The organism is Streptococcus sanguinis (genome assembly GCF_020729765.1).
GTDB lineage: Bacteria > Bacillota > Bacilli > Lactobacillales > Streptococcaceae > Streptococcus > Streptococcus sanguinis_Q.
In genome coordinates, this window is record NZ_JAJEPD010000023.1 from 14376 (window position 1) to 28444 (window position 14069).

Here is a 14069-nt window from a genome sequence, read left to right on the forward strand (position 1 = left end):
CATTTCCAAGTTTTGAAAAATATGCTAGACTAAAACCATGACAAGAATCGGATTTATGAGCGACCTCCATCTGGACTCCAATCAGTTTGGGGATTTTGAGCAACAAGCTCTTCTCCAGCTTTTAAAAAATGAAGGGATTGACCACCTACACATTGCTGGGGACCTGTCCAACGACCTGACCAAGATCAGTTTTCCCTTTATTGAAACTTTGAAGCAAGAGATTCCCCTTTCTTTTAATCTAGGAAATCACGATATGCTGGGACTTTCTGAGCAAGAAATTTCAAACTATGATTTTCAGGTCCAGCAGTTCGGCCAAACCAAGCTCATCAGCTTTTCAGGCTGGTACGACTATAGCTTTGTTCCAGAAAAAAGCAAGGAAGAGCATCTGAGAACCAAGACTAATTTCTGGTTTGACCGCAGATTGGAGCGTCAACTCGACGATCCTAGCATTACAGCTCAGACACTGCAAGACTTAGAAAAACTGCTGGCGACTTTAGATGGTCCCATTATTGTTGCTCTGCATTTTGTCCCCCATCAAGACTTTCTATACGACCATCCCTACTTCCAGCGCTTCAACGCCTTCCTAGGAAGCCAAGCTTTTCATCGACTCTTTGTCAAATACAGGGTGAAAGAGGTGGTTTTCGGCCATCTCCATCACCGCCACCAAAGCCGTATCATCGAAGGTGTCCGCTACCATATGCGTCCTCTGGGCTACATTCGTGAATGGGAACTGACTCGGAACTTTTTTAATGATTTTCCTCAGTATAAGATTCCCCAGATGTACCGCCTGCACAAGCGTTATAATGCTGTTAAAGATTTAGCCGAATTTCAAGACTATAAGAAAAAACACCTGGCAGCTGAACTGCGAGATGCTTTAACAGTGATTGAAGTTCAGTAATGGAAATGTTGAATTGCAGCTCTCAGCTCATCTGAGAGCTGTTTTTTGCTGTCCAACTGCACATAGACTTCTAATAAACAGGAACGAAAATTGGAAAAAGCAATGAAGTCTTGGTTACTTTCCAATGGAAAACTCTGTGATTGAAGCCACAGTCTAAGTTCATGCTGCGACAGTTTTTTCTTTAAGACAGCTTGATAGAGCACCTGGGCTAAGCGCCAATCCTCATCATTTCCGAAACGGACTGAAACTCTTTTAAAAACTTGATGAATGACCTCTAAAACCTCTGGCATCCTACTGGAGGGAAAGTCCGGATGACAAGCCACTTCTGTCAATAAGTCTGCTCCATGAGCGAAGGCATGAACCCAACCGTATTTCCTGGAGTAACCCCTTGTGTCTCTTTCTCCTGACAAGTAGGTTAGCCCCTTATTTAGTAAGTATTTTCTTCCTTGCACTGATAAAGCCTGATAATACGAAGAGTTTGGATTGCCATCACAGTTTAAGAGATTTGCATAAAGTAAAGCCGTGAAGGAACGTGTTAAGGTAGCTTGACCATTTTTATCACTCATATAAAAAAGTCCTTGTCTTTTGACTGCTTCTTGAGCCAAGAAACGAAACTGTTCAGCTGAAAACAGGTCAGCCTGAAGTCCCCTCGCTAAGGACGAAAAGACTAACTCATCACGGATTGTCGCTTCTGGATGACCAATATGATCCAGTAACCATAAGATTTCTTCCTCATAATATAAAGGAGAAGCTTCTTCCAACTTCTTTCGTAAGTTTTGATACATACTTTCACCGTCCTTTCGAGTTGCTTTCTTTAAATGTGATTATACCGCCTTGTACGCAAAAAAGCCATCCGTAGATGACTTTTTACTGTTAAATAGCATTCTTATCCATACCTAATTTACGTTGGATGAACTTAACAATTTCAACAATAACAATCATGGCAAAGCTACCAATCAGAACAACTGTCCATTGTGACAAGTCCAGCTTGGTCACATGGAAAATCTTTTCCAGTGGATCAATTACAATAGTTGAAATCAATAGGATGAAAGAAACCAGGATAGACCAGTTAAAGGTCTTAGACTTAAATGGTCCAACTGTAAAGATAGATTGGTAAACAGATTTCACATTATAAGCATGGAAGAGCTGGATGAGGCCAAGAGTTGCAAAGGCCATTGTCAGAGCATCCGCATGGATAGTCTTGATATCACCGACATGGACGGGATTAGAGATAGCATAACCATAAACTGCCAGAACCAAAGCCCCTTGCAGGACACCCTGATAGATGATAGAGCTCATAACTCCACCTGAGAAGAAGCTAGACTTACGGCCACGAGGCTTATGACTCATGACACCTGGCTCAGCAGGCTCAACCCCCAGAGCAATGGCAGGGAAGGTATCCGTTACCAAGTTGATCCAGAGCAGATGAACTGGCTGTAACACATCCCATCCAAAGAGGGTTGCCAAGAAAATAGTCAGTACCTCAGCTGTATTAGCTGAAAGGAGATACTGGATAGTCTTTTGAATATTAGAGAAGACCTTGCGTCCTTCTTCCACGGCTACAATGATGGTCGCAAAGTTATCATCTGCCAGAATCATGTCAGAGGCACCCTTAGATACTTCTGTACCTGTAATACCCATACCGATACCGATATCAGCTGTCTTCAAAGCTGGTGCGTCATTGACACCATCACCTGTCATGGCTACGACCTTACCTTGGTTTTGCCACGCTTTGACAATCCGTACCTTATGCTCAGGCGAAACTCGGGCATAGACAGAGTATTGGCCAACAACCTTTTCGAATTCTGCATCAGAAAGCTCATTGAGTTCAGCACCAGTCAGGACATGGTCTTCAGTATCTCCTTCTTCGATGATTCCCAAGCGATTGGCGATAGCTTCTGCTGTATCCTGATGGTCACCGGTAATCATAATCGGACGAATACCAGCTTCCTTGGCTACGCGAACAGCTTCTGCTGCTTCTGCACGTTCTGGGTCAATCATACCGATTAAACCAGTAAAGATTAAATCATTTTCTAGATTTTTAGATGTCAGGTCAGTCGGAACTGCATCAATAATCTTGTAGGCACCAGCCAGCACGCGCAGAGCTTGGTGAGCCATGTCTGAGTTGTTAGACTTAATCAGCTGTGAAGTAGCATCATCAATCGCTGCAACATCTCCATCCTTATCACGGGCAACACAGCGTTTCAAGAGTTGATCTGGTGCTCCCTTGACTGCCACAAGGAATTTCCCATCTGGCAATGGATGGACAGTAGACATGAGCTTACGGTCTGAATCAAAGGGCAGCTCAGCTACACGAGGATATTTCTCTAAAAAGGCCTTCACATCGTAGCCCTTGTCCAAAGCATACTGGATAAAGGCTGTTTCCGTTGGGTCACCAATCAGCTTCCCTTCTTGGTCAATCTTGGTATCATTGGCCAAAACAACCGAACGTAAGAGCGGCAGCTCCAGTCCAAGTTCAATATCTTGTCCAGCTTCATTCAGGACTCCGTCGTAAAAGACTTTTTCGACCGTCATCTTATTCATGGTCAGGGTACCAGTCTTATCTGAAGCGATAATCTCAGTTGAACCCAAAGTCTCAACAGCAGGAAGCTTACGGACAATCGAATTCCGCTTAGCCAGAACCTGAGTTCCCAAAGCCAGCACGATGGTAACGATAGCTGGCAGACCTTCTGGAATAGCGGCAACTGCCAAGGCTACAGAGGTCATTAGCTCATCCAGTGGATTTTTACCTTGAATGAAGACACCGACTACAAAGGTCACTGCAGCGATTACTAAGATAGCATAGGTCAGAACCTTAGACAGACTATTAAGATTTTGCTTAAGAGGTGTGTCAGTTTCATCCGCATCCTGCAACATACCTGCGATGTGACCGACTTCCGTATACATCCCTGTATTGACAACCAATCCAACCCCTCGACCATAGGTCACATTTGAGTTTTGGAAGGCCATATTGACCCGGTCGCCAATACCAGCATCTGCAGCTACCTCAACAGTCAAATCTTTCTCAACCGGCACAGACTCACCTGTCAGAGCCGCTTCTTCTATTTTCAGTGAATTAGCTTCCAAAAGCCGCATATCTGCTGGGACAACATCACCGGCTTCCAATCTAACGATATCACCAGGTACCAACTCCTTAGAATCTACTTCTGTGACATGGCCATCACGCAGGACACGCGCAGCCGGGCTAGACATAGACTTGAGAGCCGCAATCGCTTCTTCAGCCTTGCCCTCCTGATAGACACCGAAAATAGCATTGATGATTACGACAGCTAAGATGATTAAAGCATCTGCGATGTCTTCACCACCTGATGTGACAACAGACAAGACAGCTGCTACCAACAAGATGATAATCATCAAATCCTTGAACTGCTCCAAAAACTTCATTAAGAGAGATTTTTTCTCCCCTTCATCCAGTTCATTGCGGCCATAATCAGCTAAACGCTTGGCTGCTTCTTGACTGGACAAACCTTGCTCTGAAGCGTCCAAAGTTTTGAAAATTTCCTCAGGACTCTGGGTGTAAAAAGCTTGGCGCTTTTGTTCTTTTGACAATGTATTCCTCCTCTTGGCCTCTTTTATTTCTGAAATTTTCTGACCACTAGGACTCATCATCTCAAGTCGCACCAGCCATATCCAAAAGTCAGAAACAAAAAAGAGACCTGTTTATTAACAAGTCTCGCTATTTCATACAAGGCCGGAAATTTCTTTCGTATTGACGACCTTGTAACGGTTATTCCGTTAGCTACTCCCTTGAGTAAAAACTATTATACCAAATTTTCAAGCTTTTGCAAGGGGAAACATTATGATTTTCAAGAGTTTTCTTGGAGAATAGCAATTAACCCCAGCTAATCTCCATTTCATAGCTGGCAAAAATCTGCTCTCCATCAACAGTTTTCAGCTGATAATGAAGTTGCAGAATTTGCTTGGTAAAATCAACCTTGTAGAAAGGAGTATCGGTCACAAACTGCTGCAAGCCCACAGGTGTATGGATGCCAACCAGCGCCTGCCCTTGACTGATGAAACGCATGATGGACTTAGGCTTAGAAAAGCGCGTCATAACCAACTCTTTATCGTGAAACTTCAGAACCACTTTCTCTCCTTCTTCATTTTTGTATAGCAGATAATGATAGTCTCCTTTTTGCGTCCAGTCCGTATTGTAGACCTGATCGATTAGCTCGGTATGCCCGTCCAGCTGGATGTGATTTTTTATTCTGATTTGCATCTTTATCTCGTTTCTCTTTTTCTTTCCCTATTTTACCAAAAAAAGGACAAAATTGCTCTTCTTTCAGTTGCAGCTTTGATTTTTTTCCTACTCTGATTTGTGGTATAATGATAACATGATTGAAAAAGTATTTCGGGACCCGGTTCATAATTATGTTCATGTGGACCATCAGGTTATCTATGATTTAATCAATACTAAAGAATTTCAACGGCTGCGCCGCATCAAACAGCTGGGTACTTCCGGCTATACTTTCCACGGCGGGGAGCACAGCCGTTTTTCGCATTGTCTGGGAGCTTATGAGATTGCCCGGCGCATCACCAAGATTTTCAATGAAAAATACCAAGCCAACTGGGACAGCCATGAAAGCCTGCTGACCATGACAGCAGCTCTCCTGCATGACTTGGGGCACGGAGCTTATTCACACACCTTTGAGCGCCTCTTTGATACCAATCACGAGGACATTACGCGGCAAATCATCACCAGTCCTGAAACAGAGATTCATCAGGTACTGGTGCAGGTTTCGCCGGATTTCCCTGAAAAGGTAGCTAGCGTCATTAACCATACCTATCCCAATAAGCAGGTGGTCCAGCTGATTTCCAGCCAGATTGATGTGGACCGGATGGATTATCTCTTGCGCGATTCCTTCTTTACTGGCGCTTCCTATGGGCAATTTGACTTAACCAGAATTTTACGAGTGATTTGTCCAGTAGAAAACGGCATCGCCTTCAAGCGCAATGGCATGCATGCGGTGGAAGACTACGTAGTCAGTCGCTACCAGATGTACATGCAGGTTTATTTCCACCCGGCTAGCCGTGCTATGGAAGTTCTGCTGCAAAATCTGCTCAAGCGAGCCAAGTTTCTCTATCCGGCTCAGAAGGATTACTTTGCGCTGTCATCGCCCAATCTCATTCCATTCTTTGAAAACAGAGTGACACTGCAGGATTATCTGGCCTTGGATGATGGTGTTATGAATACCTATTTCCAAGTTTGGATGACTAGTCCAGACAAGATTTTATCTGACCTGGCTCAGCGTTTTATCAACCGCAAGGTCTTTAAGTCTATCGTCTTCTCTCAGGAAAACGAAGCGCATTTGGATATCATGCGAGACCTAGTTGGACAGGTTGGTTTCGACCCTGATTACTATACTGCTATCCATCGTAATTTTGATTTGCCTTATGATTTCTACCGGCCTGACGTTGAAAAACCCCGGACCCAGATTGAAATTCTGCAAAAAGATGGCAGCCTAGCAGAACTGTCCAGCCTGTCTCCTATCGTTCATTCGCTAGCCGGGACCAGACAGGGTGATAATCGCTTCTACTTCCCCAAGGAAATGCTGGCAGAAACCGGACTTTTCAGCGAAAAAAACCAGACCTTTATGCACTATATCAAAAACGATCAATTTACTTACGGAGAATAATATGTCTATCAAATTAGTTGCCGTCGACATTGACGGCACCCTTTTAAATAACCAAAAAGAAATCACTCCTGAAGTCTTCAGTGCTGTTCAGGATGCCAAGGCTGCTGGTGTCAAGATCGTCATTGCAACCGGCCGTCCTATTGCAGGCGTTCAAAAGCTTCTCGAGGAGCTAGAGCTTAATCAGCCAGACAACTATGTCGTTACCTTCAACGGCGGACTAGTACAGGATACTGTTACTGGCGAAGAATTAATCAAAGAAACATTGACTTATGAGGACTATCTGGATATCGAACTGCTCGGGCGAAAATTAGGCGTCCACATGCATGCCATCACCAAGGACGGCATTTATACAGCCAATCGTAACATCGGCAAGTACACTGTTTACGAGTCCAATCTGGTCAGCATGCCTATCTTCTATCGCACACCTGAAGAAATGGTCAATAAAGAAATCGTTAAGTGCATGTATATTGATGAGCCAGAAATTCTGGATGCGGCCATTGCTAAGCTGCCACCAGAATTAGCCGAAAAATATACACTGGTTAAGTCAGCTCCTTTCTATCTGGAAATTGTCAAAAAAACTGTCAATAAAGGAGCTGCTATCCTTCATCTGGCTGAAAAACTTGGCTTAAGTAAGGAGCAGACCATGGCTATCGGTGATGAAGAAAACGACCGCGCCATGCTGGAAGCCGTCGGCTCTCCTGTTGTCATGAAAAACGGCAAGGAAGAACTCAAGAAAATCGCCAAATATATCACCAAATCGAACGACGAATCTGGCGTAGCGCACGCTATTAGAGAGTGGGTTTTAAAATAATGTTTAGTTACAAAATTGGAATTTCAGCTCAGGAACACGACGATTTTGTCACGGCTCATCCGCAGGCCAATCTCCTGCAGAGTTCAGCCTGGGCTCAGATCAAGGATAACTGGGCCAATGAGCGCTTGGGCTTCTATAAAGACGACCGCTTGGTTGCGGCAGCCAGTGTCCTAATTAAACCACTGCCCTTGGGGATGACCATGCTTTATATCCCGCGCGGTCCCATCATGGACTATAGTGACAAGGAGCTGCTGATCTTTGTTTTGGCCTCGCTCAAGAAATTTGCCAAGGAGAAAAAAGTGCTCTTTATCAAGTTTGACCCTAGCCTCTTTCTGGCAGAAAGCAAGATGGGCGGTGAATTGCAAGACAAAGCAGAAACGATTGAGCTGATTCAACAGTTACAGGAAGCAGGAGCTGTCTGGGTCGGACGGACTGAGTCTCTAGATGAAACCATCCAACCTCGCTTGCAGGCCAATATCCATAAAGAAGATTTCAACGAGGAGCTGCTTTCTAAGAGTACTCGGCAGGCCATTCGTACAGCCCGTAACAAAGGCATTCAAATCCAATTTGGTGGAGCAGAATTACTGGATGACTTTTCAGCCCTGATGAAGAAGACAGAAAACAGAAAAAACATCCACCTGCGTGGCAAAGACTATTATCAAAAACTCTTGGATACTTATCCTGAGCACTCCTATGTCACCTTGTCCAGTATTGATCTAAAGGCACGATTGGAAGACTTGCAGGCTCAGCTGACTAAGACACTCAAGGAAGCAGAGAAATTTACTGAGAAAACCAAGCCTGGCAAGATTGAGAATAACCAGCAAGAACAGAAACGCCTCCAGGAAGAGATTGACTTCCTACAGGACAAAATCAGCCAAGGGGCTACTGTCGTTCCCCTGTCTGGCACACTGGTCTTGGAATACGGCAAAACCTCTGAAAATATCTATGCCGGAATGGACGAGGAGTACCGCCGTTACCAGCCAGCCATTATCACTTGGTACGAAACGGCCAAACATGCTTTTGAGCGCGGAGCGGATTGGCAAAATATGGGCGGAATCGAAAACGATCTCAAGGGCGGTCTCTACAGCTTTAAATCCAAGTTCAATCCGACTATTGAGGAATTCGCTGGTGAGTTCAACCTGCCAACCAATCCTCTTTACCACCTCTCCAATCTGGCCTACACTATCAGAAAGAAACTGCGCAGCAAGCATTAACAGAAAGGAAGCCTATGACCTTTAAACTTCTCAGCCAAGAAGAATTCATCCAGCATACCTCAGCTAGCTCCCAACGCTCTTTCATGCAGACCGTAGAAATGGCAGAGCTGCTGAGCAAGCGTGGCTTCAGTACCCAGTATGTTGGCTACACTGACCCACAGGGACAGGTAGTGGTGTCTGCTGTCCTCTACAGTATGCCGATGACTGGCGGCCTCCATATGGAAATCAACTGCGGCCCTGTCTCTACTGATGCTCAATACTTGACTCCCTTCTATCAAGCTTTGCAATCCTATGCTAAAAAAGAAGGTGCTCTAGAGCTCATCATCAAGCCCTATGAAACTTATCAGGCCTTTGACAGCAATGGCCAGCCAACTTCTGATGAAAAAGGCGAGCTTATCCAGCAACTGACTGATTTGGGCTTTGACTTTGACGGCCTACAGACAGGCTATCCAGGCGGGGAGCCTGATTGGCATTATGTCAAAAACTTAGCTGGTCTGACGGAGAAAGACCTACTCAAATCCTTCAGTAAAAATGGAAAGGCGACCGTCAAAAAGGCGAATACCTTTGGCATCAAGCTAAAAAGGCTAGAACGTGACCAACTCAGCGTTTTCAAAGACATCACAGCTTCTACTTCTGACCGGCGGGAATATGATGACAAGCCACTAGACTACTATCAAGATTTTTATGATAGCTTTGGACATCAGGCGGACTTTATGACAGCCAGTCTCAACTTCAAGGACTATCTTCAGAACTTACAAAAAGACCAAGAGAAACTGGGCCAGAAAATCCAGAAACTGCAGGCGGACTTGGAAAACAATCCTCAATCTGAAAAGAAGCAAAATCAGCTGCGAGAGCTTTCCAGCCAGTTTGATAGCTTTGAAACCCGTAAAGCAGAAGCACAAGAACTGATTGATAAGTACGGCGACCAAGACCAAGTCCTGGCTGCCAGCCTCTTTATCTATACTCCTCAGGAAACAACCTATCTTTTCAGTGGCTCCTATCCTGAGTTCAACAAATTCTACGCGCCAGCCCTGCTGCAGGAATACGTTATGACCGAAAGCATCAAGAGAGGCATTCCATTTTATAATTTCCTCGGCATTATGGGAATTTTCGACGGTTCTGACGGTGTTCTGCGCTTCAAGCAGAACTTCAACGGCTTCATCGTCCGAAAAATGGGGACTTTCCGTTATTATCCTAACCCTCTCAAGTTTAAGCTGCTTCAGCTCATAAAGAAAATTCTAAGACGTTAAAAAAACCAAGTTTTCCCTTGGTTTTTTTGTATGTTTATCTATAACGAGGTGTCGCAAAACCACGGATATTTCCATGACCGATGCGGTAAGTATTGCGTTTAACTACGTTATTGCTGTTGCCTTCAATCGTGTGAATGATGCCATTTTCAACTTTTTCGACAATACCGATATGATCAGCCCAGCCATCATTTTGCTGGGTATCTTTGTCCCAGTTAAAGGTGATGATATCACCTGCGCTAGGAGTCGAATTACCATCTTCATTCCAGATACCTAGTCTTTGGAAAATATGAATATGGCGCTCTACACCGCACTCACGGCCGATAAGATCGCTCAAGCCTTCTCTTTGGAAAATAACCGTCGTGAAAATGTCGCACCAGTCATCTGTGTTTTTTACAGCGTAGCCAACTGGCAGCGGTCTGACACTGTTATAATCGTTGACCAAGCGCTGATGCTCAGCACTACCTCCCCTGACACCTACCATAGCAGCTGCCGCCGCAAGAACACGGTCTCGCTGACTAGCTGCCTGAGGACGGTTTACAGAGATAGAGGTCTTTTCTCCACCAGCTCCCTGCAGCTGATTTTGATTATTTAAGTAATACAAGTGAACATTGTACTCGCCTGCATTATTCTTATGGTCACGCGCATATACATGCTTACGATAAGTACCATCAGCCTGACGATCCGCTGTGTACCACTTGACATCATCTTGGCCATTCGCTTCTGACCAAGTCGGCAGGTAAACTGTCTTGAGACCTTCTGGTGCCACAATACCTGATACTACAATATCAAACTCTCCAGTATCATTATTCTTATTTTGAATACTGATTTTACCCTGCGGCTTACTGATAGAAACATTGGTCTTGATGCCGCCTGCTCCTACCAGCCTGCCATCATTTTGCACATAGTAGAGATGTACATTATATTCGCCCTGAACGTTGTTATGGTCGCTCGCACGAACTCGCTTACGATAGGTACCATCCGGCTGACGTTCCGCGTTGTACCACTTGATATCATCCTGACCGTTGGCCTCTGACCAGGTTGGCAGGGAAACAGTCTTGAGACCGCCTGGCGATACAATATCTGAAACCACAATATCAAAATCGCCAGTTTCGCTGTTGCGATTCTGAATGCTGATTTTGCCCTGTGGTTTAACTGCTGACACATTGGTTGTAGTACCACCAACACCGACTAACTGCCCGTCGTTACGGACATAGTAAAGATGGATATGATACTTACCAACTGAGTCTTTATGTTTACTAGATTCAACAGTAACTTTATAGGTACCATTAGCCTGCTGAGTAGCTGTATACCAGATAATATCGTCTTGACCGTTAGCTTCAGACCAAACCGGAACACTGACAGCAGACACTTCATAAGGGGCAGAAACGTTTGAAATCACAACATCAAAACTGCCGTTGACATTATTCTTATTTTGGATACTGATGTTGCCCTTTGGCTTACCTAGAGAAACATTGGTCTTGATGCCGCCTGCTCCTACCAGCCTGCCATCATTTTGCACATAGTAGAGATGTACATTATACTCGCCCTGAACGTTGTTATGTTCACGCGCATATACATGCTTACGATAAGTACCATCAGCCTGGCGATCCGCTGTGTACCATTGGACATCATCTTGGCCATTAGCCTCTGACCAAGTTGGCAGGTAAACTGTCTTAAGACCGCCCGGTGATACGATATCTGAAACTACAATATCAAAATCGCCGGTTTCGCTGTTGCGATTCTGGATGCTGATTTTGCCCTGCGGCTTGCTGATAGAAACGTTGGTCTTGATACCGCCTGCTCCTACTAACTTACCATCATTTCGCACATAGTAGAGATGCACATTATATTCGCCTTGGACATTGTTATGATCGCTCAGGCGAACTCGTTTCCGATAAGTACCATCAGCCTGACGTTCTGCATTGTACCACTTGATATCATCTTGGCCATTGGCCTCTGACCAAGTTGGTAGGGAAACTTCCTTCAGACCGCCTGGCGATACGATATCTGAAACCACAATATCAAAATCGCCAGTTTCGCTGTTGCGATTCTGAATACTGATTTTGCCTTGAACTTTTGGTTTTTCTATAGAAATAGTCGTTTTAGTGCCACTTACACCGACCAACTGGCCGTCATTCTGCACATAGTAAAGGTGCACGTTGTACTCACCCTCAACATTTTTGTGATCGCTCAGACGGACACGCTTACGATAGGTGCCATCAGCTTGACGCTCAGCGTTGTACCACTTGATATCATCTTGGCCGTTGGCCTCAGACCAAGTTGGCAGGGAAACTTCCTTCAGACCGCCCGGAGATGAAATACCTGAAACTACAATATCAAAATCGCCGGTTTCTTTATTTCGATTTTGAATACTGATGGTGCCCTTAGGTTTTCCAAGAGAAACGGTCGTTTTAGTGCCGCTTACACCAACCAAGCGGCCGTCATTTTGGACATAATAGAGATGGACGCTGTACTCGCCCTGCACATTATTGTGGTCGCTTATGCGTACTCGCTTACGATAAGTGCCGTCAGCCTGACGTTCAGCAGTATACCATTTGATATCATCTTGGCCGTTGGCCTCTGACCAAGTTGGCAGAGAGACAGTCTTAAGACCACCTGGGGATGAGATACCTGAAACCACAATATCGAAATCACCAGTTTCGCTGTTGCGATTCTGAATGCTAATTTTGCCCTGTGGCTTGATGACAGATACATTAGTCGTAGTACCGCCGACACCGACTAATTGACCGTCGTTGCGGACATAGTAGAGATGGACATTGTACTTGCCAACTGAATCCTTATGTCTGCTAGAATCAACAGAAACTTTATAAGTACCATTGGCCTGCTGAGTGGCTGTGTACCAGATAATATCGTCTTGACCATTAGCTTCTGACCACACTGGAACACTAACGACAGATACTCCATAAGGAGCAGAAACGTTTGAAATCACAACATCAAAGCTACCGTTGACATTATTCTTATTCTGAATACTGATGTTACCCTTTAAAGGCTGCTTAGCAAAAGCAGACTGCTGGGTAAATCTCCCAGTGTAATCTACGCTATGGTCAAATACATGTTTGCCAGCTAAAAGCTGAGCCTGAGCTGTAAACTGCCATGCTCCAGCGCCACTGTTGTATTTGAGAGATTTAGCTCCATCAAGATTTAAATTAGAAGACGGATACTGGGCCACCCAGAAGTTACTATATCCAAATTGCGATGTATTGACAGGTCCCTTGCTGCGAAGATTATTTTGATCCAGCCAGCTGGCACTAGTATAATACATCAGGTTGGAATAACCCAGTCTGCACATCTCATCCGCCCAAGCCTGGGTATGCTGGTTAATCCCATTTTGCATTTTGGGATCTTCCATGTCATTGACCATGACTGTGTTTTTAGGCAAACCTAGTCTATTAGCAAAGGCAGCGTAATAACGAGCTTCGGCTCTCGCTTCTTCATCGTTAGTATAGTGCGAGAAGGCATAGGTCGATACTTGTAAACCAGCTCCCTGAGCATTTCTCACTTGAGACTCAGCAAATGGATTCGTGTAATGAGTTCCTTCTGTCAGTTTGACAACGACACCGCCAACCCCTTGCTGGGCTAATTTACGATAGTCGTCTACGCTGATATGGCCATTGTGGCTGCTGACATCTACAAAGGAAGTACCTTTAATCTCTGCTTGGGAATTCCCGCGGGCTGCCTGAGCCTTTGACCCAGCATTATAAAATACAGTTTTCCCAGCATTACTAGCTTTTGGTACTGATGCTACAGCAGGACTAGCCTTGGGCTCTGAGGCAATAGCAGAATCTGCAACAGAAGAACTTGCTTTTGCTGACTGATCAGCGGCAGTTTCATTCTGATTAGAAGCATTTGCATCTGGCTGACTTTGCCCTTCTGGCTTAGCAGAAGCTACCTGAGTTTCTACAGGAACTGATTGAGCTGCTCCTCCAGACTCAACAGCTGTTCCTGTAGCGTTCGTTGCTTCCTCCTCTTGCTTAACAGCTTGAACTGACTGTTCTGCAGATGATACTGCTACAGTCGGCTGATTAGACGTTTGTGATGCGGTCGCATTCACTGTTTGATTCTGGGAACTAACAGACCTTTCTGTTTTTAAAACTTCTGACTCAGCGATAGTATGTTCCTCGGCTTTTGCAACATTGGCAGTCGCTGCCAGCAAAATAGCCGTACTCGCTAAATAAACTAATTCTTTCGATTTCAACTTTTCTCTCCAACTTTTAAAAA

Annotated in this window: 9 protein-coding genes; 5 read left to right on the top strand and 4 right to left on the bottom strand. The window is 44.8% G+C overall.

Annotation, left to right across the window (positions count from 1 at the left end; genetic code table 11):
• The first annotated feature begins 37 nt into the window (after window positions 1-37).
• The gene (locus K4H96_RS01845; protein WP_223336705.1) at window positions 38-898 is read left to right on the top strand and encodes a metallophosphoesterase; all 861 of its coding nucleotides are present in this window, start codon (window positions 38-40) and stop codon (window positions 896-898) included.
• Here the strand turns inward: K4H96_RS01845 and K4H96_RS01850 are convergent.
• The 3 genes from K4H96_RS01850 to K4H96_RS01860 form a co-directional block, all read right to left on the bottom strand.
• Complete coding sequence (locus K4H96_RS01850) at window positions 892-1683, bottom strand: DUF2785 domain-containing protein (RefSeq protein ID WP_223336704.1); 792 nt, start codon at window positions 1681-1683, stop codon at window positions 892-894. The two genes, K4H96_RS01845 and K4H96_RS01850, sit on opposite strands and share 7 nt — an antisense overlap.
• Before the next feature lie 88 nt (window positions 1684-1771).
• Window positions 1772-4468 carry a cation-translocating P-type ATPase gene (locus tag K4H96_RS01855; RefSeq protein WP_223336703.1) on the bottom strand — a complete coding sequence of 899 codons (2697 nt, stop codon included), beginning with the start codon at window positions 4466-4468 and terminating at the stop codon, window positions 1772-1774.
• A gap of 283 nt (window positions 4469-4751) precedes the next feature.
• The gene (locus tag K4H96_RS01860; RefSeq protein WP_223336702.1) at window positions 4752-5138 is read right to left on the bottom strand and encodes a DUF1934 domain-containing protein; all 387 of its coding nucleotides are present in this window, start codon (window positions 5136-5138) and stop codon (window positions 4752-4754) included.
• Between the two features lie 115 nt (window positions 5139-5253).
• Between K4H96_RS01860 and K4H96_RS01865 the strand changes: the two genes are divergently transcribed.
• The 4 genes from K4H96_RS01865 to K4H96_RS01880 are packed head-to-tail and all read left to right on the top strand — an operon-like array spanning window position 5254 to window position 9830.
• Window positions 5254-6555, top strand: coding sequence for an HD domain-containing protein (locus tag K4H96_RS01865; protein ID WP_002915501.1), 1302 nt, complete (start codon window positions 5254-5256; stop codon window positions 6553-6555).
• Window position 6556: 1 nt separating this feature from the next.
• Window positions 6557-7366 carry a sugar-phosphatase gene (yidA, locus tag K4H96_RS01870; protein ID WP_223336701.1) on the top strand — a complete coding sequence of 270 codons (810 nt, stop codon included), beginning with the start codon at window positions 6557-6559 and terminating at the stop codon, window positions 7364-7366.
• Window positions 7366-8580, top strand: coding sequence for an aminoacyltransferase (locus K4H96_RS01875; RefSeq protein WP_223336700.1), 1215 nt, complete (start codon window positions 7366-7368; stop codon window positions 8578-8580). The genes yidA and K4H96_RS01875 overlap by 1 nt, the downstream gene beginning before the upstream one ends.
• 14 nt (window positions 8581-8594) lie before the next feature.
• The gene (locus K4H96_RS01880) at window positions 8595-9830 is read left to right on the top strand and encodes an aminoacyltransferase (RefSeq protein ID WP_161543322.1); all 1236 of its coding nucleotides are present in this window, start codon (window positions 8595-8597) and stop codon (window positions 9828-9830) included.
• Between the two features lie 34 nt (window positions 9831-9864).
• Here the strand turns inward: K4H96_RS01880 and K4H96_RS01885 are convergent, their stop codons facing one another.
• Window positions 9865-14046 carry a GBS Bsp-like repeat-containing protein gene (locus K4H96_RS01885; protein ID WP_223336699.1) on the bottom strand — a complete coding sequence of 1394 codons (4182 nt, stop codon included), beginning with the start codon at window positions 14044-14046 and terminating at the stop codon, window positions 9865-9867.
• Between the last annotated feature and the right edge of the window lie 23 nt (window positions 14047-14069).